Below are 26,913 nucleotides of genomic sequence, written 5' to 3' on the forward strand. Positions count from 1 at the left end.
GTTGAACAGTTGTGACGGTTAACTGTCTTCAAGGTCACCAATATCCCGCTTTAGAGGTCGCTTGTAGGTAAAGGTGAAGGTATCGCCACTTTCAATGACCTGGCGGATTTCGCTATACATAGGATAGTCACCCACTCCACTGACACTTGCCCAGCCCCGCGCCCTAGTTAATGCTACAAATAGCTGGTTACGCAAACTGACATCACTCTCGTTCCTGGCAACATTATCAATACCGACCACATACACCATATCCGCTTCATTACCCTTAGCACGGGGCACACGAGATATGGTTACCCCACCATCTTTCCAGAAGCGATCGCGATCAACGTGGGGCCATTGAGGTTTTAGTTCATTCAACTCCAATGCTGTGGGAATATAAATATCAATGTCTTGCTCCATCAAAACAACAGCGACATGATTTTCTAATTCAATTGCTTCAGAACTGGAGCCTAAAACTAGCACTAAGATTTCTGTACTCGCTTTAAGGTCATCATCAACCAGATTATGCATAATCTTATCGGCCAACGCACTCATTTCTTCCTGACGAGAGCCATAGGTTTCAAAGTCTAATACTGGTGCGCCCCACAACTCAGGAACTGGATTGGGGGAGTTTTCTTTTGGACGATGGATGGTGATTTGTTGACCGGGAATAAAGTTTCCTTTGACTTCATAACCAATTTTTTCCCAATCTTCCTTTCTGGTAATTCCAGTTAGCATTCCCTCAGGACGTAGCAACCCCATTCCGAGCCCATGAGCAGCGGTGAGAATTGAGCCAGGAGTGCGGTAGCAGCGCCGCATAACTTCAGATTTTTTAATACCACCAGGGTATTGTGATCCTTGTGACAAAAGTCGGCTGAGATTTTCACCCAACAGTTCTTTTGTGGTAGGAATTTTTAAGGTGTCTAGGCTTTGAGCTTCGTCATAAGCCCAGATTAAGCGCCGTTGTTCTGGCTGTTCTGGATCAACGGGTCGTAAGGCTTGATAAGCTAGCCAATAAATAGCTTGTTTGCCCTGGAATTTTAAATAATCTTCAGTAACTAAGTCTTGTCCTTCATCAATTAAAATGGCATCAAAGCAGGGTTCAATCTTGATTTCTTCCGATAGCCGTTTACAAAGTTCTGCTAAACCCCGATTGGGCTGTCTTTCCCGAGTATCCCCAGCGGATTTGGGTCTAGCGCCATTTAACTGGCAAATTGTGCTGTACAAACCAGGCTGATCCTTAGCACCCCAAGCATGAAGCACTCGCAGTTTGTGGTTAGTCTTGTGGTCATACTGGATATCACCATTGCTGAAACGACGCAGCCATCGATCCACTAACCCAATCATCAAGTCGTAGAGGGTGCGACTAAAAAACACTAACCCAATCGTCCAGTCTGGGTGCTTCAAGTGCATATGAGCGGCTTTTTGGCATAGCAGCACTGTTTTTCCTGACCCCGCAATTCCCCGCAGCCGCTGAAATCCAGGAGGGATTTCTTTACCAATGTGTTCCTGCTGCCAATCTAATTCGTAGAGTTGTTGGGTGTAAGCGGCTACAACACTAGCGCGAGTTTTGCCTTCGGTAGAGACTAGGGTACGCGGAGGTTTACGGAAAATTGGTGCTCCGCTGATCACGGCTAAGAGTAACTTCCACTGCTGATCATCTATGTCTTCTCCTGGTATCACTGATTCAGTTTCTTGAATACACTCTAGCAAGCCAACTTTACCGAGTTGATCCTGGAAGATAATGGGAGGACAGTCTGGCAGTTGGTCAAAACCGTGGTGTTGCCATTGTTCTTGAGTAATTAAAGGAAGAGCAATCATCGCCCTACCGGTAACTTTGCGCCAAATTGCTGGTTCGCGATCGCAAAAAGCGACTATTGCTTTTAACTGATGTTCAGCTTGTTGGTAGGGATTTGGGTCAGCGGTGGAATAGTTTTGGAGTTGCCACTGATCACCATCAATAGTAATAATTTCATCAATAGTGACAGATTGGATTTTAATTACTACTAGACCAAGGTCTTGATCAGTAATTAAAATATCAGGCTCTTTAGAGATTTCCCCTACTTTATAAAAAATAGGATAGCGCCAGTAGGCAATACACTTGCGTTCTGAAAAAGCACTGCGAGTGGCATCCCACACTCTTTGTTTTCCTGTTTCTTCACTTTCTGTGATCGGTTCAGTGGTAATAAATTTGCGACCCTGATCTATATCGATAACCGACATTTGGGCTAATTTCCTTTAGTAAGATTTACATTGGTTAGGTACAAAGTTCTGGGTTTTAGGGAGTAGGGAGCAGGGAGCAGGGAGCAGGGAGCAGGGAAGAGGAACCGACCCCTACTCCCTGCTCTTTTCCTGTTCGCGCAGCGTCGGGCAAAGCCCAAAAGCGTGGCCTACGGCCTTAGCTCCCTAAAACCCAGGAGGAAAGTACTTCACCTAATTCAGAAGTGCTATACTGCTTTATGCAGTCCTAAAGTTAGAGTTCCCAAATTGTCAGCTATGGAATACAGGGTGCAGGGAATTCCAATAAAACGAAAAATTAAGGGTTTAGGCAATCAGGAATAGAAAAAATTGACAAAATCCCTAAGCCAATATCTGTATAAACCAACCAGATAATTAGATTTATTACTGCATAAAGGACGATACAAATTTCCATATAAAAACTAATTTATAAATTCTGTTCGAGGGTTGTAGTACTTTGTTCTATGGTACTACCGGCGGAATGTGGGTTATAATCTAAAGCGATTAAGTAAAAACAGGGGCAGAGAATAGAAATGAAGACAGCTCTGATACTAGTAGATATTCAGAATGACTACTTTCCTGGTGGTTCTATGGAACTAGTGGGGATGAATTTAGCTAGTCAAAATTCTCAACATTTACTAGAGCATTTTCGGTCAAACAAGTTGCCAACGTTTCACATTCAGCACTTTTTTGAAGCTGATTCTAATGCAGGCTTTTTTATCCGAGGCACTGAAGGAGTTGAAATCCATGAGAGTATTAAACCCCTTCCTGGTGAAACTGTAATCCCGAAAAATTATCCCAATAGCTTTCGGGAAACTACTTTGCTCGATGAACTCAAACAAGCTGAGATTGAACAGCTAGTTATTTGCGGTGCCATGAGTCACATGTGTATTGATGCTACCACTCGCGCTGCTGCTGATTTTGGTTTTAAGTGTAAGGTAGTTCATGATGCCTGTGCTACTAGAGATCTGGTTTTTGGGAATCAGAAGATTATCGCTCAAGACGTACATGGGGCGTTTATGAATGCTTTGGGTTTTGCTTATGCTGATGTGATTAGTTTATCTGATTTTTTGTAGGGATTGAGCCGAGATAACAACCAGTGCGATTTGTTCTTCAAGACTGATAACAATAAGATGAGCAGCAAGACACAGGGGGTGCATCTCATTTTTGAAAATTTTGCTAGTGGTGCTTCAGGGGGGCCTTCATTTTTCGCCTCGTAGTCAGGGTTATGTTGCTGCCCGTAACGCACCACCGTGTCAAACAGCAAAAATGAGATACACCCGACACAGGTCACTACTTGATCCATGGATTGGATCAGGATCGACTCTATGAGCGTCAGTTATTCCTGGAGTTTTAGTGGCCATTTTGGCTGGACTTAGGAGTTTGAGTTGCCTAAGATTGATGTGGTTTTTTGTTAAAAAGACGTTAAAGAAAACTCGTAACAGGAGACTGTATTCATTAATGGGAATACAAATCACCAATCTAGAACACATCACCGAAATGCCTAAGCAAAAATCGGCATTCGGTAGTTCACCAACAACGGCTCAGCCCATCCAAGGACAGGATGAAGCTACCCTGACCAAGGTGGTCGGGAGTGTGGGGATCTTAGACGGCAAGGTCGATTGTTCAAACCCGAATGACCCCGATATAGATCATGTTCCGCTACGATTCGTTACCGAGTTGTTTACGAATTGGGAGGATTATTGTAAGGCGGCGGTGGAACCCTGGTTAAGAACCAACCCCTGGGAGTTTTAGGCGGTCGATTTGCGCAGATAAATTGACTGTTAGCCTTGCTAATTTCTGGTCTTTGGTTATCTGGCATCAGGGGTTAATAGACTTGCCCTTTTTTGACGAAGATTCAGACAGAGAAACCCCAGCTAGTAGTTGGCACCAAAGCGTAGCACTTGTTTGGGGTTTTCTGTTTCGGTTTGTACCTTTGTTTGAGTTGCTACCTTTGTATATTCCCGATTCCCGATTCCCGATTCCCGATTCCCGATTCCCTACTCCCTACTCCCGATTTCCTCCGCACTCTCAACCAAATCAATAAACTCAGCTCGATACCCCTCTAAATCTACCCCTTCGGATTCCTTTGCTAATGTTAATGCTTGGTCAAAACTGGCTTTACCTTTGTAAGGAGAATCTCTTAACACCATACCAAAACTGGCAACGGCAGCGGAAAACTTAAAGTTATCGGAAGCATCCTCTAGCTTTACAGCTTTGTCAACTAAGGGATAGGTCAGGAGTTGAGAGGTGTTACCGTCAGGCTCTTTGTAACGTAACTTGACCTGCATTAATTCTTGGGAATTAGTGGTTGAAGCAGCATTGGATTGATATTTCAGAGGGTCAATATCGGGTAATTTGACCTTAGTTTTCGCTCCCACAGGAATAATTTCATACAGTGCCGTGACCGTATGTCCAGCTCCTAATTCTCCGGCATCTTTAGTATCATCATTAAAGTCTTGATCTTTCAGCCGCCGATTTTCATAACCAATTAAACGATACCCTTGGACTTTGGCAGGATTAAATTCTACTTGAATCTTAACATCTTTGGCAATAGTGAGTAGAGTGGCTCCGATTTCGTTAACTAAGACTTTCTTAGCTTCTAACTCGTTATCAATATAAGCATAATTGCCATTACCTTTATTAGCAATTTTCTCCATCTTGGAGTCTTGTAAATTACCGGTTCCAAATCCTAATACGGTCAGGAAAACTCCTTTTTTTCGCTTCTGTTCAATTAGTTTAACTAATTCGCTATCACTGGAAACTCCCACATTAAAGTCTCCGTCGGTTGCTAGAATAACTCGGTTATTTCCTGATTTAATAAAATTATCCTGGGCGAGTTTATAAGCCAGTTTAATTCCTGCTCCCCCAGCAGTAGACCCCCCGGCATTGAGATTCTCAATCGCTGTTAAGATTTTATCTTTCTGGTTGCCTGGAGTAGGAGGTAAAACCACCCCAGCAGCTCCAGCATAGACGACAATACTAACCTGGTCTTCTTCTCTCAATTCATTGACCAGCATCCGAAAGGCATCTTTGAGCAGGGGAAGCTTATTGGGATAATTCATGGAACCGGAGACATCCAGCAAAAAGACTAGATTGCTGGGAGGCAAATCTTCAATGGCCATCTTTTCCCCCTGGATACCAATGTGAACTAATTGGTGAGTGGGATTCCAAGGAGCTTGGGAAATTTCTGTCGTAATCGAGAAAGGGCGATCGCTTTCTGGTTCGGGATAGTCGTAGTTAAAGTAGTTAATTAATTCTTCGATACGGATGGCATCAGTAGGGGGAAGTTGACCGTTATTAAGGAAACGACGAAGATTGCTGTAGGAAGCGGTATCAACATCAATCGCAAAGGTAGACAGGGGATTATGCTTTACTCTCTGAAAGGCGTTCTCATCAATGGGACTATAGTTTTCTCTGTTGCTGGCTTCTGGGATAGCTGGCTGTGTTGTCAGTAACGGCTTGGGTTTGCTCGCAATTGAGCGACTAGGAACTGATTTAAAGCGTGCATTTGGGCTATCGGAGAGTCGCCTTGAGGCTCGGGGCATCAAACCTCTGTTACGGAAATTCTGATTAACACTATCCCCCGACCTCCCGACCTGGGCTGATTCCATAAGTTCTGATAGGCGCTCTCTTTGCTCACGTTCTACGTCTTGCGCTACAGGTAGATTAGAGCTTGTGTCTGATTTTTGGGCTGATGGCTGATTGTGGCAAGCTGTTGTTAGCTGTGCCAAGATAGCAACCATTCCGGAAAGGAGGAATAGTCTCAGTAATTTGTTCATTTGATTTGCCCTCTGTATTGCTTATTCCTAAGCTAGTCCACCACAGAAGGCTGTTTGTTTGTGTTGCGGTTTCTGTAACGGTAATAGGCAAGAGGCAAGAGGCAAAAGGCAAGAGGCAATAGTGATGACTCGTTTGGTGTGCAGTGCCTAGCCATCCTATGGTCAGCCAATGAATCTGGATTACCCTCTATATTAAATGGTATTTCCCAGGGTAAACGGATCTAATTTTGTTAATTCATATCTATAGTGTTTTTACCATTAAATAAACACTATATGTATAAAATATAGAGTCCATGAGCACCATAAGGCCAGGTTTATTGAAAACTCCCCTGGTTGATTGACAAGATGGGTTTATCCTATGATACTTTTAGAGATATAGGAGTGGAAGCAAAGCTTAAGATATCTTCTGCTTCCTGATCCAAAGCTACCTGTGCCCTTTCAATAAGAAAACTATGTCTTAAGCTGTACTTCTCTTCCTATAAAATTAGATAAACCATGGCTACTCGCCATAGTTTATACTGATGATGTACTTAACCCTTTTTATAGAACTTTTCTTAATTAGGAGGTACACATCATTTTTTTTCTGTCCGCTATTCCCTATATCCTTTTGTAGATTCTGGTGATCCGCTTTTCTGGTGATCCGCTATTTCCTGTTGTCTAAAATCCAGGATTATCTACCTCAAATCGTTTAAATCCACTGTTTACAACCACTATATAATCCCTAATTAAGGAAGTTGATCATGTCTACTAAAAGTTCTGCAATCTGGGGGTCTTCTTCCTTAGCAATTGCCATTTTTGCCCTATCGTCTTCACCAATTCTGACTCGCATAACAGAACATGATATGGGTCCTTATGGAACAATATTTAATCGGTTTTGGATTGCCAGCCTAGCGTTGGGCCTTGGCAAGGTTGTCAAACTACTTTGGGATAAGCACAGCGGACGCTTATCTACTAGTGATAACAAGGCTTATACTGTCCAGGATTTTTTCTCGTTATTTCTTGTTGCTAGCTTAGATTCAATTTGCCTAGTGACGTGGGCTTGGTCTCTGACAAAAACAAGTGTTGCTAATTCTAATCTGCTCCACAACACCACTCCTATTTTTGCAGCTGTCGGCGGATGGTTATTGTTAAGCCAATCCTTTAATCGTCGCTTCCTAATCGGCATGATACTGGCTCTAGGAGGAACGTTTTTAATTGGTTTTAACGATTTTCATATCGATCGAGATACATTGATAGGGGACAGCGTTGCATTACTATCTGCCCTTTTCTACGCGGGGACACTTTTGGTAACAGAGCATCTCCGAGTTAAATTTGACACAAGCACAATTTTACTATGGCTTTATACCTTAGGTGGCCTATTGTTGTTACCATTAACATTGCTATTTGAAGATAGACTATTTCCTGCTTCCTTTTCATCATGGTCTGCTGTTATTGGCCTAGGACTTTGTGGCTCTATCATTGGATTGGGTGCATTATTCTATAGTCTCAAACAATTTTCATCTAGCTTTGTCTCTCTCATCCTATTGCTGGAACCCATGATTGCAGCAGTCTTAGCCTGGCTAATTTTTGCAGAAAAATTGAGTTGGTTAAATGCCTTGACGTTTATAATCGTATTATCTGGGATTTATCTGGCTAAATCAGATGGAGAATTAGATAATATTGGTTCTACTGAAGCTACTTAAGATGTAAGCTGTCAGCTATCAGCTATCAGCTATCAGCTATCAGCTGATGCTGACGTTAAGATGAATCGTAAGGTGGGCAGTGCCTAGCAATTCTATGGTCAGCAAATGAATCTCTGTCAAGCACTGCCCACCCTACTTCAACTAGTTAAGATTAATCCTCTGGTGGGCAGTGCCTAGCCAGACTATGGCCAAGCAAATGAATCTCTGTCAAGCACTGCCCACCCTACACCTATTCCCTATTCCCTGTTCCCTGTTCCCGATTCCCGATTTCCTGTTCCCTCTTCTGTGCTTCCAATTCGCTATTTGCCCGCTCCCTTGCTTTGATAGCGTCTCGGTAGTTTGGCTGGTAGCGCACTGCTTTATCATAAGCAGCGATCGCTTTTTTATACTTGTTGCGTTTAACTAATGCATTGCCTAGGCTATACCAGGCTTGGCTGTAGTCACGTTTATAGTTAACTGCTTGTTGGTAAGATGCGATCGCATCCTTATAGCGTTCCAATTTATAGAAGGTATTGCCTCGACTGTACCAAGCTTGGTAAGGCTTGGATTTTAGTTTAATGGCTTTGTAGTAAGCTTCCAGGGCATCTTCATATCGCTGGACTTGATGGAGTGTCCAACCGCGACTGTACCAGGCTTGATAGGAATTAGGCTGGAGTTTAACGGCTTGCTCAAAGGAGGCTAAGGCTTCTTGGTATTTCCGTAATTTATTTAAGGTATTGCCCCAGCTATACCAAGCTTGGTAGAAGTTGGGCTGGAATTGAACCGCTTGCTGATAAGACTTGGCGGCATCTTTATACTTTTGCAAATTGCTCAAGTCATTACCCCGCTGATACCAGGCTTCAGCGGAATTCGGTTTGTAGTCTAAGGCTCGGTCGTAGGATTCTACCGCTGCTTTATATCGGCGCAAATTATGTAATGCCCAGCCCCGTCGATACCAAGCTTGGTAAGAATCGGGTTTGAGTTTCAGGGCTTTGTCAAAGGATGCGATCGCATCATAATAATTCTTGGACTTAACCTGAACATTACCAAGACTGATCCAAGCATCCAAGTCATTGGGCTGGAGTTCCAGGGCGCTATTAAACGCCTTAATTGCTGCGTCATAACGCTCCAACTGCTCCAAGGTTTTACCCCTACCCTTCCAAGCTGCACTATAATCCGGCTCAATTTGAATGGCTTGGTCGTAAGCATTTAGAGCTTCTTCATAGTACTTCAGGGCAAACAAGGTCTTACCCTGACCTTGCCAAGCTGGAGCATATTCCCCTCGGATTTCTACAGCTCGATTATAAGCATCCAGAGCCTGTTCATAGCGCTTCAATTCTAAAAAGGTTTCGCCCCGGTTATACCAATCCGTAGCAGTAACTCCCCTTAATATATTCACCATAAAAACCGTTGCTGCAAACCCCAATCCAATCACCCCGGTGTACATTAACACTTGGTACCGTTTTAGTCTGAATCGTCGGGGTTTCGGGAGCAGGGGTTGTATCGATGACGCAATTCCCAACATTAAAGTAGCGCCAGTTTTAGTAGTGTTAGTATTTATGTTATTATTGCTATTTTTATTAGTAATTATAGTAGTTAGTGCTTGTAAGGCTAAGGTAGCTGATTGGTAACGCTCTCGGAAATCATAGCGCACCATTTTATCTAAAGTATCGGCTAATTCAGCACTTACTGATATCTGGTTATGCCAGCTAATTTCCCCTGTATCAGAGTCAAGGGGCAATTGGTGAGGACGTAAACCGGTTAAACCAACAATCCCGATCATCCCGACAGCATAGATATCACTGCTTAATTTCGGGTAACCATTGGCTTGTTCACTGGGTCGATAGCCAGGAGTACCAATAGCAACGGTAAAGCCAGTATTGCCCCCTTCCAGGATTTGGGTACTGACTTGTTTAACCGCACCGAAGTCAATCAGTACTAATTTGCCATCTGATTTACGCCGAAGGATGTTTTGAGGATTAATATCTCGGTGAATAATACGCCGTTGATGAACAAATTCTAAAACTTCCAGGATTTCCTGCAACAGGGAAATAATCTGATCTTCATTCAGCTGTTCTCCCGGTACAAGTTCCTGGCTGAGGTCTTCCCCTTCAATCAATTCCTGAACCAGATAGAAGTCATGATTTTCTTCAAAATACGCAAAAAGCTGGGGAATTTGCTCATTACTTCCTAACTGGTGTAGGATTTTGGCTTCCGTGTCAAACAGTCGCCTAGCCGTCTGCAATGTCAAGGGATCCGTGGCTACTGGCTTGAGCTGCTTAACCACACACTGATTCTCACCAGGCAAGTGTTGGTCTTCAGCTACGAAAGTCTGACCAAAGCCACCTTGTCCCAGTTGACGGATAATTTTATAGCGTCCACCGATCGTTTGTCCAAGACCCAAGTTCATGGAATTTCTACTGCTCCGGGAAAGCCTCACCACCTGTTAAAGGAGGTAGAACACTAGGTATAGCGCTATGCGCAAGGCAAGAGGCATGCATGCTAAAGGCAACAGTTAACTACAAGAGCTTTTCACTTTGTATCAATGTCCTAACCTTAATGCGTACTGCTATATAGTGCTACCAATCATAGTATACAAAACCCTTCAATAGTGATCGGAACATTATCCCTGGGAGAGGGGAGTAGTGGGTAGGGTGTGTTAGGGGCGGGCTTGCCCTGATGTTCAACCCCTAGAGCCAGTTTTGGGACAGCCCGCACCGTAACGCACCACCAAGTAGAATGGGCGAATGTAGAATATTGAAATTGCCGAATATCCTAGAGCGGAATTTTTGGCGTTGCTGATTCTGGGTATGGTTTCGCCCCCCTAGCCCCCCAATTCTGGGGGGAACAAAACTCTTAAAATCCCCCGAGCGAGGGATTGCTCGCTCGGGGGATTTAGGGGGCTTTAATAAAACCAGATAATCGCGCATTCGTTCCTTAATTAAACAACGCCGAATTTTTAGCACAGGAAAATAATTAATTGAGCAATAGATAAACTATAGAAATTCTCTATGCCATGAGGTACAAATGGATCCCCCGTTGGTCCCCCTTATCAAGGGGGACTTTGAGCTTGATAAGCGTACCTCATAAATCCTATAAACGCTATAATTACCAAAATAGGAGGAATAAAAAATGAGAGCAAAGACAATTAGATAAACTATAGCAATCTCTATGCCATGAGGTACAAATGGATCCCCCGTTGGTCCCCCTTATCAAGGGGGACTTTGAGCTTGAGAAGCGTACTTCATAAATCCTATAAACGCTATAATTTCCAAAATAGGAGGAATAAAAAATGAGAGCAAAGACAATTAGATAAACTATAGAAATTCTCTATGCCATCAGGGACAAATGGATCCCCCGTTGGTCCCCCTTATCAAGGGGGACTTTGAGCTTGAGAAGCGTACTTCATAAATCCTATAAACGCTATAATTTCCAAAATAGGAGGAATAAAAAATGAGAGCAAAGACAATTAGATAAACTATAGCAATTCTCTATGCCATGAGGTACAAATGGATCCCCCGTTGGTCCCCCTTATCAAGGGGGACTTTGAGCTTGAGAAGCGTACCTCATAAATCCTATAAACGCTATAATTACCAAAACAGTAGGAATAAAAAATGAGTGCAAAGACAATTAAGTGGGATGATGTTCGCTCCCAAGTTCTAGCAAATCCAGAAGTTAAAGCCGAGTATGAAGCTCTAGAATTTGAGTTTAATATTGCTAGTCAGGTTATTGCCCAGTCAGAAGTCAGAAGTCAGAAGTCAGAAGTCAGAATTTCCAATTCTTAATTCTTAATTCTTAATTCTTAATTCTCAAGCTCCATCTCGGCAAAGTGTTCCATCAGCATCCGGTGAATAAAGATATAGCCGCCTCCTACTTTTTGTAGGAAGATGCGATCAGCAGCATAGTCCAGAAAGCGGGCATAGTTCCAAGAGATGTATTTGTTGAAGTAGAGGACAAGGCGGAGGCTGAAGTGTTGGATGCAGGCATAACCACCATTCACCAGCCCGGCTATCAGCCCTGACATCAGGCCTCCCATCAACCCTCCCATCAGCCCTGACATCAGGCCTCCCATCAGCCCTCCGATCAGCCCGACCATCAGACATACAGTTATAGCATTACGAACTGATTTCCAAATTCCTTGATTTGGATTTGTTTTTGTTTCAATTTCTGAACTCTCTAGCCCTGCTATAAGGCCTCCCATCAGGCCTCCCATCAACCCTGGCGTCAGCCCTACCGTCATCTCTGCCATTAACCCTCCCATCAACCCTGGCGTCAGTCCTCTCGCCAACCCTACCGCCAGCATAAAAATCAAGATTTTTTTCCAATTAACTTGAAGTCTTTCAATTGTTTTGATTTCTTTCGTTAGACTTCCCATCAGCGCAAACCTCAACGTTTCCATCAACCCGAATATCAGCCCTGCCATCAGCCCTGTCATCAGCCCGAATATCAGCTCTGTCATCAGCCCAAGCCTCAGCCCGAATATCAGCCCTGCCATCAGCCCGACTATCAGCCCGAATATCAGCTCTGCCATCAGCCCGACCATCAGCCCTGCTATCAGCCCTGCTATCAGCCCGGCTATCAGCCCTGACATCAGCCCTGACATCAGCCCAACCATCAGCCCGACCATCAGCCCGACCATCAGTCTATAAGTTTGTTTTTGCTTTCTATTTATTAACCAATATGGCTGGATTTTTTCAATTAAAAATACTGTTTGCGACTCCTCAACCATCCTCTTGGCCAGCCAAATTAGCCAGTGCTTTACTTGCGCTTTATTGTATCGTTGATTAGTCTTCCGACGCTTAAACATCCTCTCAATATATGCATCAAAGAGCTGCTTGCGCCGTTCCTCCACTACGTCAGTTTTTGGTAAATCCTCAACTGCTACTCCTTGATAAGCTAGAGTCATAATATTGAGCATCAAGGGCGACTGGGCTAACTCTTGTAATACTCTATCCTCTGCAATTAATGTCTTCAAGCCTGTTAAATTAGCCCCGAGACTATCCAAGTAATGATAGATTTGTTCTAAACTAAGCAATCTTATAGAAACTGCTTTCTGACAATTCAGACGGTTGGATAGGGCTTGATAGTCTTTAATCCGACTACAGACTACCAAATCGGCACCATACTCCTGGTTAAATTGGTTCAAAGCAAGAATACATTCGTCTCGGTACTCCACCTTTACTTCATCCAAACCATCAAGCAATGGTAGTAGTTGCTGTTGCGTTACTAAAGCTTGTCCAATTTTATGGGGAACATCATATTTATTACCCAATTCGTCTACTAACCAATTGGCTATCTTCTGCCGTTTCTTTGCCCAAGAGGAGAGGTTAAATACTACAGGAATTATCTGATTAGTATCTTGTTCAACACGATGGATTAAATTCCGGGCAAGTTCCAGTAATGTTGTAGTTTTCCCTGACCCTGGTTCTCCTAAAATTAGTAGGGTTGATCCTGTACCAATTTGGTCAAAAATATCAATTACTTTAGTACCTTCAGGAAGGGGTTGAGGTGAGTTGTCACCGATTTCGGTAATTTCGCTCAAAGGCTGAGGAATGGCATCGGGTCTCTCTTCTAATCCCAATTCAATCATTACCTGGTGATAGAGGGATTTTTCTATAACGCCTTTAATCCAATAGTTATTGACTTTAGTGAGTAATGCCTGACGGTTGCGCTTTTCTTGGCGAGTTAGGGTTGGTGGGGGATTGACAACAACATTATTATTATAGATGTCACCGCCAAATTGATTAGCATTGACTGTATTAGCATCAATCAAACCACCCCCAAACTGAAAATTCCGTAGGTCATTATTTTCATCCTTAGTTCGCTTGTTTTCTATCCAAAAAACAAATACAATACCGACGATAAAACAGGTAGTGACTAACCAACCGGCAGGGTTGCCACCAGCGAACAAAAAGATTACTAGTAAACTAGTAAAGACTTGGGCTATTTGCCAAAACAGAGAACTCAGACCAGCTTTAGCTTCTTCGTAGAGACTCATTTCTTCGCGTTTAACTGGAGACATACTCGTTAACCTATCTATCCCCTCATAGATTAATCAGGTCTTTTAAGAGGCGCTTGAGAATTCGACCACATAAGGTAATACAGGAGCTAAAAGCTAGCAGGACAACAACAAGGCAGAAGTAGCGGTTTACTTCCCAAACGTTCCAGGTACCCACACATTGATCAAAGCCTGTAAAATTTTCTTTAGTTATCGACTGAAATATCCAACCAAAAATAACGTATAGGATGCCAAGACCAATGGCATCCTGAATTGTCAAATAGACATCTCGCCAGAGATCACCTATTAAGGCTTTCCCAACCTGGTCCAAGGGCTCCCAAATATTGATAAGGAGTTGATAAATAACCTTCCCAAACCTTGTTTTTGGTCTCATGGGTGGCGGTGTTGAAACTTCAGTTGGCTTACGAACTGGTCTGTGGGGTATTGGTTCCTGCTCTGAGGTCATGCCAAACGTAGATATCATTTTTGATCAAGCTAGCACATCCTGTCTCTACTTATACAGTATTTTATAGAAAATTTACCTAGTTTTGGAGTAATGTCTCGCCTTTAAATGTTTAGCGGGAGCCAATCTTACCGATATCTGCTTGATTGACTTGCCATTTTCCGTAAAAAGCCTGGGGGGTCATGGACAGTTGATTGAGGGTGGGCAGTGGGGACGTTAGATTGATGTGCTTGCCTACATTTAACCAAACAATTTATTACACCTTATAAAAATTTGTGTATAACACCACGCATTAAGGTGTTTGACATTCCTAAACTCCTAAACTTAGTCATAGCTGACTTCTGACTTCTAACTTCTGACTTGCGCGTAGCGCTATATCTCATCAAACTAAAAACTGCAATACAATCGAATCGGCGGCATTGATCATAAAAGGAAAACCAAGATATGAAAGCCATAGGATATAATCAGGCTGGACCAATCACTGCACCAGACGCGCTGATCGAATTTGAAACCGAAACACCAGAATTAGGGGCACAGGACCTGTTGGTGGAGGTCCGGGGAATTTCGGTCAATCCTGTGGACGTGAAAGTGCGCGCCAAGATGGCACCGGAAAAGGGCACCAAGATCATTGGCTATGATGCGGCAGGTGTTGTTCGAGAAGTTGGCAGCGATGTCAGCAAATTTAAAGTTGGTGATGAAGTCTATTATGCCGGTGATATCACTCGACCGGGCACCAACTCCGAGCTCCATGCTGTTGATGAGCGGATTGTCGGGAAAAAGCCCAAATCCCTGGGCTTTGCGGAAGCAGCTGGTTTTCCACTCACCTCCATTACCGCTTGGGAAATCCTGTTTGACTGCCTCGGGGTCAAAGAAGGAGAAGGCAAGGGCGAGAGTATACTGATTATCGGTGGCGCGGGAGGTGTTGGATCAATCCTGATTCAACTTGCCAAGAAACTCACTGGGTTGACTGCGATCGCAACGGCATCTCGTCCGGAAACCATCGAGTGGGTTCAAAAGATGGGTGCCGACCATGTGATCAATCACCGCCAGTCCCTTGTTGATCAAATCAAGGAATTGGGACTCGAGCCCCGCTACGTTGCATCCCTTTCAGGATCAGACGGACATTTTCCTGGCATCATTGAGCTGATCAAGCCTCGCGGTCATATCGCACTGATTGATGACCCTCAGTCCCTAGACATGAAATTGATCAAACCCAAAGCCCTAAGCTTCAGCTGGGAGTTCATGTTTACTCGGTCGATGTTTCAAACCGAGGACATCGAAAAACAGCATGAATTGCTGAATCGGGTCTCGGAGCTCATTGACGATGGCACCCTAATTTCCACCGTGACCAACAATCTCGGGAAAATCAGTGTGGAAACCCTCAAGACGGCTCATTCCCAGCAAGAGAGCGGTCGTGCCATTGGCAAAAATGTACTCGACGGCTTTAACTAAGAGGATATCTCCCAAGTTTTTTTATACTGAATTTTGCCCCCCTAGCCCCCCAACTTTGGGGGGAAAAAGAGTCAATTTGTTTCTAAAAGTCCCTTCCGGTGCGCTTTCCAATGGGCGAGTAAATCGCCCTTGGGTCGCACCGCAAAATTGGGGGATTTAGGGGGCTTGGATGTAGCAAATGAGACTTCTCAGACAACCTCTAAAACAGCATAGCCAAGGGTGGCAAGTTATCGCGATCAGATTTTCAATTTTTAACGACTGAAAATAACTAAAACCAAGGAAACAAAAACATGGCTAAATTGACTCTTGTTGCTCATATCACAGCTAAAGCTGACAAAATTGATCTGGTAAAGACTGAGCTTAAAAAGTTGATCGACATCACTCGTGCTGAAGAGGGCTGCTTGCAATACGATTTGCATCAGAACAATGAAAATCCAGCTCACTTTCTGTTTTTTGAAAATTGGGAATCCCGTGAGCTGTGGCAGAAGCATATGGGTGCCCAGCACCTGAAGGATTACATGGCTGCAACTGATGGCGCGGTTGAGGAATTCAGTTTCAATGAAATGACGCAAATAGGCTAGGTAATCTAGAATTTAGAATGTAGATAAATTTTGATTTATACCTTTTGCCTTTTGAATTTTTCCTTGTCTTCACCAAGGTTTATGAGACTTATGCAAGAGGTCTAAGAATGATGTCAAAGTCCCCCAGAATTGGGGGATTTAGGGGGCAAATTCGTAAGTCCTGTAGCATCCGCGAATATAGAATTTGGAATTTACCATTCTAAATTCTATATTCTAACAGACAACACCCCTTTACCGAACAACTTTAGAGCAAAGTCGATTTAATAACTCCTTGGGAATTGCCTCGAAATTCTCCAGAAGGAAATCCATCAAGGCTAGATGGTATAAGGAATCGGCACTAGGACTTTTATAGCGAGCACCTTGGGCCAGCCAGCTATTTACCGCATAAGTTGAGCGGCAGCAAATGTTACCCATGTCTTCTTGATTGACTTGCCATTTACCGTAAAACGCCTGGGGAGTCATGGACAGTCGGCAGTTGCTGTATAGGTAGATTAAAATTTCCTCTCGCTCAGTGATGGCACGAGGCATTGAATTTGGGCGTGTGCATTGCCTCTCAGCAATTTGGGCAAGCCGCTCTAGGGCTCGCTGACAGTGAACCAGATGATCTACTGACCGTTTGTTTGGCATCATAGGAATTACCTCACACATAGCTTGTGACTGGGGGTAAAGCCGCGCTTTGTGTGTCAACTTGGAAGCGCGGCTTTTTGTCCAGAAATCTTATCGAAATATCCGACATTTTTATTATTACTAATATCTCGACAAAAATCAATAGCATTTTTGAAAGTGAAACATATTTTTACAAATCAAATAATTGACGATAGTTGATATAGTTGAAATGTAAAAATGTAAGCAATCAGCTATCATTTTATATCCTAATAATATACACATTATTTTTTTCCGATTCCCGATTCCCGATTCCCGATTCCCGATTCCCGATTCCCGATTCCCAATTCCCGATTCCCTCAACAATTGACAACTACTATATAATGAGTAAAACATGACCAACGATTGATCAATAACTACATAACAAAGATGGAAAAAGCGACATTTGGTGGTGGTTGTTTCTGGGGAGTAGAGGCAGCATTTCGGAAAGTTAAGGGAGTAGTCTCAACATCTGTTGGTTATATGGGCGGACATTTTCCTAACCCATGCTATCTGGATGTATTATCAAGAATAACCGGTCACGCAGAAGTGGCACAGGTGGAGTATGACCCGGAAAAAGTTAGCTATGAACAATTACTTGAGGTGTTTTGGTCTATCCATGACCCTACGACATTGAACCGCCAAGGTCCTGATCGAGGAGAACAGTATCGATCGGTGATATTTTTCCACAATCAGGAACAAGAAGTATTGGCAAGACTGTCAAAACAAAAGCTGCAAGTTTCTGGTAAGTTTGATAAGGATATTGTTACCGAAATTAAGCCAGCTTCCGACTATTATTTAGCTGATGACTATCATCAACAATATTTTGAAAAAAAGCAGCGGTCTTTAACTTAGATATTAGACTTCTTGCAGAAGTAGGGAACAGGGAACAGGGAACAGGGAATAGGGAACAGGGAGCAGGGAGCAGGGAGCAGGGAGCAGGGAGCAGGGAACAGGAGTTACTTATTGTTATGAAAAACCCTGTAATTTTTATTTCCAATTCCCGATTCCCGATTCCCGATTCCCGATTCCCGATTCCCGATTCCCGATTCCCGATTCCTCACAACTTCAGCAAAGTCTCATTCAATCGCATCGCAACGAATTTCAACCATAAATCCATCGGGGTCATAAAAATAGATACCTCTGCCGGTGGGACGAGTTACTGGACCATGATCGATGGGAATTTGATTTTGTTTTAGGACTTCTACGGCTTGGTCAAATAACTGAGGATCGATATCAAAGGCGAGATGATTGACCCGAGTAAAGCCACGATGGGGGTCTGGATCCGGTGGTGATAGGTCTGGCTCGGAAAACAAATCCACCACAATGCCATCTGGGGTAACGAAGTTAGTGACTTTTCCGGCTGCGACTAGCGATCGCAATGTACTGGGCACTTCTTCTCCAGTTAGTTCATGTAAGCCTAGTACTGTACCATAAAAGTGGCGCGATGCTTGGATATCCTTCACATTCAGAGCAATATGATGGACTCGACGGAGACTACCTGGACTTAGGGTAGGTTTGATCAATTCAGGGCTAGAAACCATAATTGTTACTTGTGAATTGAACTGTTAATTGTTAATTATTAATGCTAATAAGCGCGTTTGGATATAGGTTGTAAATACCCGTATTGCCGAAAAAGGCAAGAGGCAAGAGGCAAAAGGCAAGAGGTGCAAGAGATCCGGAGTTTTATTGTAAACTAAAAAAAGACCTTGTAAGTTTACATGTCAAATAAAAACGCTATACCGTTCTCAATTTGCTACTTTAAATATATTTCAAATTTATTTTAATTTCTGCTTTTCCTGGTAACATGAGCACTTTTTCTCAAATCTTAGCCCAAGAACTGTCGTTAAGTGCGACTCAGATCGAGAATGCCCTGTCTTTATTTGCTGAAGGGGCAACTATTCCGTTTATAGCTCGCTACCGTAAAGAGGTGACTGGTTCTCTCGATGAAGTTCAGCTACGCACTATAGCTGAGCGCCATAGTTATCTAACGGAACTGGAGCAACGGAAGTCAGTAATCCTGAATGCGATCGCATCTGCGGGTAAGCTCACCGATGAACTAAAGGCTAAGATCGAAGCTTGCCAGCAAAAGACTGAATTAGAAGACCTTTACCTGCCCTATAAACCCAAACGACGCACTCGGGCAACCATGGCCAGGGAAAAAGGACTTGAACCCTTAGCTGAGTGGATTGAGTCGATGAACACTCCGGAGGTTAAATCAGTATCCTTATCTGAAGAAGCGGCTAAATACATTTCCCCAGACCATAAGCTCAATACGGTAGAGGACGTTCTTCAAGGTGCCTCTGATATATTAGCGGAAGCTGTAGCTGAAAAAGCCCACTTACGAGCGTACTTGCGGGATTATTTCCTGAAATCGGGAGTATTCGTGTCTCGGATTAAAAAGGATTATCCCGAAGGTACCACTAAGTTTGAAATGTACCGGGAGTTCCAAATCCCCGTTAAATCTGTAGCGCCACATAATATGTTAGCCCTGCTCAGGGGTGAAGCGGAGGGAGTCCTAAAGCTGGAACTCTCTTTTGATGAAGACTATGTGATGTCCTACCTAGAGTCTGAGGAAATTTACACCAAGGTTACCCTACTGCGAGAGTTTTACCAGACCATGCTCAAAGATGGGTTTAATCGGCTGATGAAAAACTCCCTAACTACGGAAGTACGTACCGATCGCAAAGCCTATGCTGATACAGAGTCCATTAAAACCTTTGAAACCAATCTCCGAGAACTGTTGTTATCTCCTCCAGCAGGAATGAAGCCAACCTTAGCTATAGACCCAGGCTTCCGCACCGGTTGTAAAGTGGCTATCCTGGATGAGACAGCTAAATACATCACATACCAACCAGTCTTTCCCCATCAAGGTAGCCAAAAGCGAGAACAAGCTGCTAAAACAATTAAGAATTTAATTGAAACCTACCAGATCGAGCTAATTGCCATTGGTAACGGTACAGCCTCTCGTGAGACAGATGAGTTTATCTCGGAAGTACTCAAAACCATGGAGCGCAAACCGATAAAAGTAATGGTGAATGAATCTGGGGCATCGATTTATTCTGCCAGTGAGCTAGCACGAGAGGAGTTTCCGGATTTAGATGTCACAGTCAGGGGAGCGATTAGTATTGGCAGACGCTTACAAGACCCCTTAGCTGAGTTGGTCAAAATTGACCCTAAATCTATTGGTGTGGGACAGTACCAACACGATGTTGATCAGAAATTGCTCAAGAAGAAACTTGATGACACCGTGGAAAGTTGTGTAAACTATGTAGGAGTAGATTTAAACACTGCTTCTGCTCAACTGCTAACCTTTGTATCTGGGATTACCCCCACTATTGCTAATAACATTGTGAGCTATCGCAATGAGCAAGGTGCATTCAAGAACCGTCGGGAAATCCTTAAGGTACCAAAACTAGGGCCAAAAGCCTTCGAGCAGTCAGCAGGATTCCTCAGGATTCGCAACGGGGATAATCCATTGGATAACACAGCTGTGCATCCAGAGAGTTATCCCGTAGTGAAAGCGATCGCATCGGATTTGCAGTTACCTCTAGCCAAGATTAACCAAGGAGCAGATCGGTTCAAATCAGTAGATTTGAACCGTTACGTCACAGATACCATAGGCTTACCAACCCTAGAGGATATTGTCCAGGAATTGGAAAAGCCCGGAAGAGACCCGAGGGCTGAGTTTAAATACGCCACTTTTAAAGAAGGAGTAAATGAGCTCAAAGACCTAAGTCCTGGAATGGAATTAGAAGGAATTGTCACCAATGTGGTAAACTTTGGAGCCTTTGTAGATATCGGCGTGCATCAAGATGGGTTAGTGCATATCTCCCAACTAGCTGACCGGTTTGTAGAGGATCCCAAACAGATAGTCAAAGTGGGACAGGTGGTGAAGGTGCGGGTAATGGAAGTAAATGAAAAACTGAAGCGCGTTAGTTTATCAATGCGATCGCGCTAAATGTTGCTAGTGGTGCTTCAGGGGGGCTCTGATTTTCTCGGTAGCCACGGTTAGGTTGCTGCCCTTCCGAAAATTGTAACGGGCAAGATGCCCGTTCCACCCACCGGTTCAAACAGCTGATTTTCTCGGTAGCCACGGTTGGGACAGCCCTTCCGACAATAAGCATGAAACTGGCAAGATGCCAGTTCCACACAAGATGCCCGTTCCACCCACCGGGTCAAAGAGCTTTTAGCAGATGTACCCATTGCGATCGCGTCAATAGGGGCTATAGCAATATTAAGCGGAATTGCTAAAACCTTTGTGTTGCAGGCTAAATCATTTCCTGTTCCCTATTCCCTGTTCCCTATTCCCTGTTCCCTATTCCCTGTTCCCTATTCCTTGGGCACAGCGCTATAGTTTAAAAATTTTGGGTAGAAATAATAGGTATTTCTTGAACTTGACTGCCATAATACAGGCAAAACAAGATCAGGCCAGAAATTATGAAATTCAGAATCTTAGGAATTAGTGTACTGGTAGCCTCCTTAGGGTTAATCGCTCCTATCAATGCTGAAGTGCGCGAGCAGTATCTACAGCTACTGCAAACTAAGGAATGTCGAAGCTGTGACCTGGTAAATTCTGACCTAGCCAGAGCTGATTTGAGGGAAGCAGACCTGAGATATGCTAACCTCCAGGGAGCCAATCTCAGTGGGGCTAACCTTTCTGATGCCATGCTCGAAAGTGCAGCAATGAGAGTTATTAATGGCACAGGGGCAACCTTCCGCAATGCCAACTTAGATTCAGCCTACGCCACAGGGGCCAACATGAGTCGCGCCGACTTCAGTGGTGCTAGCGTAGTGTGGGCAAATTTCATCAGTGCTGACCTGAGTGGTAGTTCCTTTAGGGGTGCTGACCTCAGTAACACCACCTTTTTCAAGGCCAACCTCAATGGTGCTGATTTGAGTGGCGCTAACCTCACTAACGCTAATTTCATTAACGCTGATTTGACTAACGCTAACCTTGATAATGCTAACCTTACTGGTGCAAAGATTCCTAGGTAAATTAGGGACTGCCAAAGTGAATTAGCAATAGCAATTATCAATGGGGTGAGCTACAAAATCTAGGATTTTAGGGAGTTCTGAATTCCCTGCTCCCTGCTCCCTGCTCCCTGCTCCCTGCTCCCTGCTCCCTAATACCAGGAAATAAAGTACCTTACCCCATTGATAATTGCTAAGGATTCTTATTGATGCAGCCGGGTTTCTTAACATACTGACAAACGCGCTGGTTAAGAATAGCTCTCGTTCCCACTGGTCCGACTTTAAAGATGACCTTATCCTCTACTTGCCCTCCTGGTATGATCCTGACACCACAGATAGGACAGACTTGTGCGTTTTGTTCAGACATAGCTGTTGGTAAATGAAGCTGATGAATTGTTTCTTATCTAATATATAGCGCTGGGCACAGGGAATAGCTCCGTTACCTATCCCCTGGGTGGCACAGGCTTCTAGCCTGTGACATACTGCATGAGCTGATAGCTCCATTACCTATCCCTTACGCGATCGCTTTTTTCCTATCAAACCACTACAAAGTTTACCAATTTACCGGGTACTACAATTACCTTCTTAATCTCCTTACCCTCTAGATATCGCTGTGCTACCTCAGATTCCCGAGCATAGGTTTCTAAGGCTGCCTTATCGGAGTTAGCTGGAACTTGAATAGTGCCGCGAGTTTTGCCTTTGATTTGAATCACCAAGGTAATTTCATCGGCTACCAAAGCATCAGGATCGTACTCCAGCCACGGTTGATTGTGTATTGAGGAGCTATGACCCAGACTATGCCAAAGTTCTTCAGCAATATGGGGAGCAAAGGGAGCGAGTAATGTAATCAAGGTTTCAATCCCTTCTTTATAGACCGGGGAGTCTTTACACTTAGCATCAGTAATCCCGTTACTTAGTTTCATCAATTCAGAAACCGCTGTATTAAATTGATACTCCCCTTCTAAATCCTCAGTTACCTCTTTAATCGCGATATGAATTGCTCGTCGTAAGTCTTTTTCCGGTTTAGTTAAATCACCATTAGAGGTGTTAGGTTTAGTGCTACCATTAGCGGCGAAATCCGATACTAAACGCCAGACACGATTCAGGAAACGGAATTGCCCTTCTACATCAGCATCATCCCATTCCAAATCTTTTTCTGGTGGTGCTTTAAACAAGATAAACATCCTAGCGGTATCGGTACCGTATTTAGCTACTACATCTTCTGGTGCGACACCGTTGTATTTAGACTTGGACATTTTTTCATAGAATACCGCCAACGGTTCCCCAGTGTCTGGATCTTTAGGGTCATTGGGATCGATATCTACAACAGCGAAATATTTCCCGGTTTTGGTATTTTTGTAAGCCGTATTCTGCACCATCCCCTGAGTTAGAAGACGTTGGAATGGTTCATCAATGGTCAGTAAACCGCGATCGCGCAATACCTTAGTAAAGAATCGCGAGTAGAGCAAGTGCAAAATAGCATGTTCGATTCCCCCTACATACTGATCCACTCCCATCCAATCATTGGTTTTGTTGGAATCAAACACAGCGGAGTCATTCTTGGCATCGGGATAACGTAAGAAATACCAGGAGGAATCGATAAAGGTATCCATGGTATCGGTTTCCCGTTTCGCTGGTGTACCGCAATTGGGACAAGGTACATTCACCCAACTGTCTAATTGAGCCAAGGGAGAAAGACCACGTCCGCTAAAGTCCACATCTTCTGGTAACTCTACTGGCAGGTCTTGGTCTGGCACTGCCACTGCGCCGCAGTTAGGACAATGAATCACAGGGATAGGGGCACCCCAGTAACGCTGGCGAGAGATTAACCAATCTCGGAGGCGATACTGCACTCGGGCTTTCCCCCAGCCCTGTTGTTCAGCATACTCAATAATCCCGGTCTTGGCCTTGACGGAATCCATGCCATTGAATTGGTCAGAATTCACGACAATGCCCGGTTCCGTGTAAGCCGCTTCTAGAGGAGTGTCATTAACTGTTTCGACATCATCTGAAGTTGGCACAATCACCACTTTTATCGGTAATTGCTTTTCCTGGGCAAACTTAAAGTCTCTGGTATCATGAGCTGGTACTCCCATCACCGCACCAGTACCATACTCATACAGCACATAGTCAGCAATCAAGATTGGTATTTCGTCCCCAGTGAAGGGATTAATGGCTTTACCACCAGTGGGAATCCCTCGCTTGGGCTTATCTTCCGCTGTCCGTTCCAGTTCACTTTGGTTACTGACTTCCTCAATGAAGGCTTCAACTGCAGCCTTTTGGTCAGGGGTAGTAACTTTTGCGGTCAAGGGATGTTCCGGTGCTAGCACCACATAGGTAACGCCATAAACGGTATCGGGACGAGTGGTGAATACACCAATTTTGTTATCTAAGCCGTCATCTGAGCTGTCATCTAAGCCCACAATCGGAAATTCTAGATAAGCACCAACAGATTTACCAATCCAGTTGGCCTGCATCAGCTTCACCCGTTCTGGCCAACCGGTTAAGGTATCCAAGTCCTTGAGCAATTCTTCAGCATAGTCGGTAATTTTAAGGAACCACTGACGCAACAGTTTGCGTTCGACCTTGGCACCAGAACGCCAGGAACGTCCTTCACTATCCACTTGCTCATTGGCTAGCACGGTTTGATCCACGGGGTCCCAGTTCACTGCTGCTTCTTTCTGGTAGGCTAGTCCAGCGTTGAAGAACTGTAAGAAAATCCACTGAGTCCACTTGTAATAGTCCGGGGAGCAGGTGGTTACTTCACAATCCCAGTCATAGGAAAGTCCCAGGCGCTTCAATTGCGATCGCATTTGGGAAATATTTTGGTATGTCCACTTAGCCGGATGAATCCCGCGAGCGATCGCAGCATTTTCTGCCGGTAATCCAAAGGCATCCCAACCCATAGGGTGAAGTACGCGATAGCCTTGCATCCGGCTTTTCCTGGCAATCACATCAGTAATTGTATAGTTACGGACATGACCCATGTGCAGGTTACCCGATGGATAGGGGAACATGGACAGAGCATAGAATTTCGGCTTGTCAGTTTCTGTGGGGGTTTGGTACAAGCCTTGCTCTTCCCAAATTTGTTGCCATTTTTCCTCTATCTCGGTGGGTTTGTATTGTGACTGCACAAGTGATACTCCTTGGGTTTGATTACGCGCTTTAGTTTACGTCAGTTCTTACTGTAGTTCAATTTTGGCACATTCGTTAGCCAATGCCTGATCTAGTATACTTCTTGCGGATGTAGGGAACAGGAAAGTCATAAGAGGGAATAGGCAACTTTTGAATTGGGGAAAAATACTGTTGACATTCTATTCTAACTATTTAAAATGTTATTTACTACTTATTTTATGTTTAGTAAACCCCAAACTTTAACAAACATATTTATCGATAATTTAGACTATTTTTTGACATTTACTATAGGTATAGTACACTGATAATAGCCATCGTTTCAGATTCGTGAGAGTCGTTTTGCTCCTTTCCTTTTGATAAACGATGTGCTTCAACAACATTGGAGTGCTATCTACTAAATAAGTATGTATCAGATCAGGACTGACTCTACTAACTTAAAGGAACTGCGATCGGTAATTGAATTGCAAGAGGGAAGAATTGGTAACTATCCCTGGACTCAAGTTGATTCTATTGCTGTGAGTACTGAGCAAAAACAGCAATTAGAAGTAATTCAATCCCGCCTTAGGAATACCTTTATTGATTTGATGAATGCATCGACAATTTTGTCAAGAGCGATTTACCCCTTATTAGTCCTAGCAGAACGAGATGACATTGAAGCTTGGACAAGAATTGAGCTGCTAGCCCAATACCCTAATAAGTTTAACATAAGAGCCATGGTTGATGGGGGTCTAGCAAAAAGGGTTGCTGGTCGCGTTATACCACCTTACTTCCTAGTAGTAAAGGTTGAACAGGGTACAGAATCAAGCAATCCTCTATTGAAAGTTTACGGACAAATGCTTACTGCTGCTTGCTTAAACTGGAACCATGATAAAAATCCAATCCAAACTGTTTTTGGTTGTTATACTATCGGTGATACTTGGAAGTTTTTGAGAGCAGAGGTTGAAGGCATAGAAAAAGAGCGACCAATCATGCGCATTGAGTATTCTCGCGACTATGTAGGAAGGCTGGAATCTGAGACTATTTGTAAGATTTTGAAAGGAATTGTTGATATTAAAACTGAAGGGAATTCACAGTAAACTCTAGACTATATTTTTTTGCTATCCTAGGGTGGCTAGGATAAATTAGTCTAGGAGAGCCAATGTCTTTTTTATCGCCAGAAGTAATTAATTCTCGTTCAAACTACTTTTTCGGAGTTCAGTAAGCTCCTCTTTTAAAGTTACGGAATGTTTACTCAGTAGCGTCGGAATATCCCTCCCCATACGAATAAAAGCAGCGATGGCGATCAGTTTTTCTCCCAAGGGTTCATAGACAATATAATGTTCTCTAACAGGATATAAACACAGGGAGGTATCCCCTGTCAGCTCCTGGCGTTTCGGAACTTTTTGATGGTTAAGGGCGATAAACTGTGCTGCTTTTTCAAGGTCATGAAAATACTGTTTTGTTAATTCATTGCCCCATCTGGCCCGTGACCATGCTTTGGCTTCCCGTAAGTGCCGCCGCGCTGTGGGGGTGAGGAGATAGTTTTTCCTAGTCACAATCGGGATTATCTTCTTCTAAAATATCGAGGATAGATTCCGGGACAAATTCTTGATTCCTAATTTCTCGTAGCCCTTGGATAATGTCGGACACAATCAAATAGTCTTCCATATCCCGACGAATCAAATCCCGGATGTATTCGCTAGGGGTTGCATAGACATCATCATCGCTTGCCCGCATATCAACATAGCGGCGTAGTTTATCGGTTAGCTGGATATTCAGGCTGCTGCTCATTGCGATTCTTGGTATGGGAAGAAACCTTTCACCACTCTAGCACTAATGGCATTAAACAACAATATTTGCCATTTGCCATATTAACACAAGAGAAACAACCAACACCAGACCAGGGGGCACAGTAGGCATGTCCAGAGAGGCTAGGTGATCTAATGTGATGATGTATATCTCATCAATCCTTGCACATAACTCTAACGTTAACGATTCTTTGTTGTCTGGCAGCGCCACGGTTATTATA

26 protein-coding genes are annotated in these 26,913 nt (G+C 43.7%); 12 read left to right on the top strand and 14 right to left on the bottom strand.

Annotated elements, in window-relative coordinates; all coding sequences use genetic code 11:
• Nucleotides 1–18: 18 nt before the first annotated feature.
• Entirely contained in the window at nucleotides 19–2,202 is a 2,184-nt protein-coding gene (locus BJP34_RS27025; RefSeq protein WP_070395010.1) for a DEAD/DEAH box helicase, read from the bottom strand.
• 548 nt (nucleotides 2,203–2,750) lie between these two features.
• Between BJP34_RS27025 and BJP34_RS27030 the strand changes: the two genes are divergently transcribed.
• The 3 genes from BJP34_RS27030 to BJP34_RS41075 all read left to right on the top strand — a co-directional run bounded on the left by BJP34_RS27030 (nucleotide 2,751) and on the right by BJP34_RS41075 (nucleotide 4,264).
• Nucleotides 2,751–3,293, top strand: coding sequence for a cysteine hydrolase family protein (locus tag BJP34_RS27030; protein WP_070395011.1), 543 nt, complete (start codon nucleotides 2,751–2,753; stop codon nucleotides 3,291–3,293).
• A 307-nt stretch (nucleotides 3,294–3,600) separates the two neighbouring features.
• Nucleotides 3,601–3,972: a hypothetical protein gene (locus BJP34_RS27035; protein WP_149031213.1), complete on the top strand. Its 372-nt coding sequence runs from the start codon at nucleotides 3,601–3,603 to the stop codon at nucleotides 3,970–3,972.
• Nucleotides 3,973–3,994: 22 nt separating this feature from the next.
• Nucleotides 3,995–4,264, top strand: a complete 270-nt coding sequence (locus BJP34_RS41075; RefSeq protein WP_149031214.1) for a hypothetical protein — start codon at nucleotides 3,995–3,997, stop codon at nucleotides 4,262–4,264.
• Here the strand turns inward: BJP34_RS41075 and BJP34_RS27040 are convergent.
• Nucleotides 4,218–5,765: a vWA domain-containing protein gene (locus BJP34_RS27040; protein WP_418904173.1), complete on the bottom strand. Its 1,548-nt coding sequence runs from the start codon at nucleotides 5,763–5,765 to the stop codon at nucleotides 4,218–4,220. The two genes, BJP34_RS41075 and BJP34_RS27040, sit on opposite strands and share 47 nt — an antisense overlap.
• 266 nt (nucleotides 5,766–6,031) lie before the next feature.
• Entirely contained in the window at nucleotides 6,032–6,169 is a 138-nt protein-coding gene (locus tag BJP34_RS47890) for a hypothetical protein (protein ID WP_229424046.1), read from the bottom strand.
• Nucleotides 6,170–6,739: 570 nt separating this feature from the next.
• On the opposite strand from BJP34_RS47890, the gene BJP34_RS27045 reads away from it, so the two are divergent.
• Nucleotides 6,740–7,681 (top strand): DMT family transporter, encoded by a 942-nt coding sequence (locus BJP34_RS27045; RefSeq protein WP_070395014.1) that lies wholly within the window; start codon nucleotides 6,740–6,742, stop codon nucleotides 7,679–7,681.
• A 229-nt stretch (nucleotides 7,682–7,910) separates the two neighbouring features.
• On the opposite strand, the gene BJP34_RS27050 is transcribed toward BJP34_RS27045, so the two are convergent.
• Nucleotides 7,911–10,070 carry a serine/threonine-protein kinase gene (locus BJP34_RS27050; protein ID WP_070395015.1) on the bottom strand — a complete coding sequence of 720 codons (2,160 nt, stop codon included), beginning with the start codon at nucleotides 10,068–10,070 and terminating at the stop codon, nucleotides 7,911–7,913.
• Between the two features lie 1,204 nt (nucleotides 10,071–11,274).
• Between BJP34_RS27050 and BJP34_RS45800 the strand changes: the two genes are divergently transcribed.
• The gene (locus BJP34_RS45800) at nucleotides 11,275–11,445 is read left to right on the top strand and encodes a hypothetical protein (protein ID WP_168166525.1); all 171 of its coding nucleotides are present in this window, start codon (nucleotides 11,275–11,277) and stop codon (nucleotides 11,443–11,445) included.
• 17 nt (nucleotides 11,446–11,462) lie between these two features.
• On the opposite strand, the gene BJP34_RS27055 is transcribed toward BJP34_RS45800, so the two are convergent.
• On the bottom strand, nucleotides 11,463–13,682 hold the full coding sequence (locus tag BJP34_RS27055) for an NACHT domain-containing protein (RefSeq protein ID WP_070395016.1): 2,220 nt from the start codon (nucleotides 13,680–13,682) through the stop codon (nucleotides 11,463–11,465).
• A 22-nt stretch (nucleotides 13,683–13,704) separates the two neighbouring features.
• The gene (locus BJP34_RS27060) at nucleotides 13,705–13,989 is read right to left on the bottom strand and encodes a hypothetical protein (RefSeq protein ID WP_229424047.1); all 285 of its coding nucleotides are present in this window, start codon (nucleotides 13,987–13,989) and stop codon (nucleotides 13,705–13,707) included.
• Nucleotides 13,990–14,565: 576 nt separating this feature from the next.
• Between BJP34_RS27060 and BJP34_RS27065 the strand changes: the two genes are divergently transcribed.
• Both BJP34_RS27065 and BJP34_RS27070 read left to right on the top strand, forming a co-directional pair.
• Entirely contained in the window at nucleotides 14,566–15,573 is a 1,008-nt protein-coding gene (locus tag BJP34_RS27065; RefSeq protein WP_070395018.1) for a zinc-binding alcohol dehydrogenase family protein, read from the top strand.
• 290 nt (nucleotides 15,574–15,863) lie between these two features.
• Nucleotides 15,864–16,154 carry a putative quinol monooxygenase gene (locus tag BJP34_RS27070; protein WP_070395019.1) on the top strand — a complete coding sequence of 97 codons (291 nt, stop codon included), beginning with the start codon at nucleotides 15,864–15,866 and terminating at the stop codon, nucleotides 16,152–16,154.
• Nucleotides 16,155–16,385: 231 nt separating this feature from the next.
• On the opposite strand, the gene BJP34_RS27075 is transcribed toward BJP34_RS27070, so the two are convergent.
• On the bottom strand, nucleotides 16,386–16,784 hold the full coding sequence (locus BJP34_RS27075; RefSeq protein WP_229424048.1) for a hypothetical protein: 399 nt from the start codon (nucleotides 16,782–16,784) through the stop codon (nucleotides 16,386–16,388).
• Between the two features lie 200 nt (nucleotides 16,785–16,984).
• On the opposite strand from BJP34_RS27075, the gene BJP34_RS44620 reads away from it, so the two are divergent.
• Together BJP34_RS44620 and msrA are read left to right on the top strand one after the other, a co-directional pair.
• Nucleotides 16,985–17,155, top strand: coding sequence for a hypothetical protein (locus BJP34_RS44620; protein ID WP_158517502.1), 171 nt, complete (start codon nucleotides 16,985–16,987; stop codon nucleotides 17,153–17,155).
• A 31-nt stretch (nucleotides 17,156–17,186) separates the two neighbouring features.
• Nucleotides 17,187–17,651 (top strand): peptide-methionine (S)-S-oxide reductase MsrA, encoded by a 465-nt coding sequence (gene msrA, locus BJP34_RS27080; RefSeq protein ID WP_070395020.1) that lies wholly within the window; start codon nucleotides 17,187–17,189, stop codon nucleotides 17,649–17,651.
• On the opposite strand, the gene BJP34_RS41080 is transcribed toward msrA, so the two are convergent.
• On the bottom strand, nucleotides 17,572–17,796 hold the full coding sequence (locus BJP34_RS41080) for a hypothetical protein (RefSeq protein ID WP_149031216.1): 225 nt from the start codon (nucleotides 17,794–17,796) through the stop codon (nucleotides 17,572–17,574). The genes msrA and BJP34_RS41080 overlap by 80 nt on opposite strands.
• Nucleotides 17,797–17,875: 79 nt before the next feature.
• Nucleotides 17,876–18,340, bottom strand: coding sequence for a VOC family protein (locus tag BJP34_RS27085; protein WP_070395021.1), 465 nt, complete (start codon nucleotides 18,338–18,340; stop codon nucleotides 17,876–17,878).
• 263 nt (nucleotides 18,341–18,603) lie between these two features.
• Here BJP34_RS27085 and BJP34_RS27090 point away from each other — a divergent pair, with 263 nt between their 5' ends.
• A complete protein-coding gene (locus BJP34_RS27090; RefSeq protein WP_070395022.1) occupies nucleotides 18,604–20,757 on the top strand; it encodes a Tex family protein in 2,154 nt (717 codons plus the stop codon).
• Nucleotides 20,758–20,807: 50 nt separating this feature from the next.
• Here BJP34_RS27090 and BJP34_RS44625 read toward each other — a convergent pair whose 3' ends face one another.
• A complete protein-coding gene (locus BJP34_RS44625) occupies nucleotides 20,808–20,978 on the bottom strand; it encodes a hypothetical protein (RefSeq protein ID WP_229424049.1) in 171 nt (56 codons plus the stop codon).
• Between the two features lie 258 nt (nucleotides 20,979–21,236).
• Here BJP34_RS44625 and BJP34_RS27095 point away from each other — a divergent pair, with 258 nt between their 5' ends.
• Nucleotides 21,237–21,794 (top strand): pentapeptide repeat-containing protein, encoded by a 558-nt coding sequence (locus BJP34_RS27095; RefSeq protein WP_070395023.1) that lies wholly within the window; start codon nucleotides 21,237–21,239, stop codon nucleotides 21,792–21,794.
• 169 nt (nucleotides 21,795–21,963) lie between these two features.
• Here the strand turns inward: BJP34_RS27095 and BJP34_RS45805 are convergent, their stop codons facing one another.
• Entirely contained in the window at nucleotides 21,964–22,137 is a 174-nt protein-coding gene (locus BJP34_RS45805) for a hypothetical protein (RefSeq protein ID WP_168166526.1), read from the bottom strand.
• A gap of 169 nt (nucleotides 22,138–22,306) precedes the next feature.
• Entirely contained in the window at nucleotides 22,307–24,904 is a 2,598-nt protein-coding gene (gene leuS / locus BJP34_RS27110) for a leucine--tRNA ligase (protein WP_070395026.1), read from the bottom strand.
• 405 nt (nucleotides 24,905–25,309) lie between these two features.
• On the opposite strand from leuS, the gene BJP34_RS27115 reads away from it, so the two are divergent.
• Nucleotides 25,310–25,981: a hypothetical protein gene (locus BJP34_RS27115; RefSeq protein WP_070395027.1), complete on the top strand. Its 672-nt coding sequence runs from the start codon at nucleotides 25,310–25,312 to the stop codon at nucleotides 25,979–25,981.
• Nucleotides 25,982–26,068: 87 nt separating this feature from the next.
• On the opposite strand, the gene BJP34_RS27120 is transcribed toward BJP34_RS27115, so the two are convergent.
• Nucleotides 26,069–26,440: a type II toxin-antitoxin system RelE/ParE family toxin gene (locus BJP34_RS27120; RefSeq protein WP_070395028.1), complete on the bottom strand. Its 372-nt coding sequence runs from the start codon at nucleotides 26,438–26,440 to the stop codon at nucleotides 26,069–26,071.
• Entirely contained in the window at nucleotides 26,433–26,675 is a 243-nt protein-coding gene (locus BJP34_RS27125; protein WP_070395029.1) for a ribbon-helix-helix domain-containing protein, read from the bottom strand. The genes BJP34_RS27120 and BJP34_RS27125 overlap by 8 nt, the downstream gene beginning before the upstream one ends.
• Nucleotides 26,676–26,913: the final 238 nt, after the last annotated feature.

The organism is Moorena producens PAL-8-15-08-1 (assembly GCF_001767235.1).
Taxonomy (GTDB): domain Bacteria; phylum Cyanobacteriota; class Cyanobacteriia; order Cyanobacteriales; family Coleofasciculaceae; genus Moorena; species Moorena producens_A.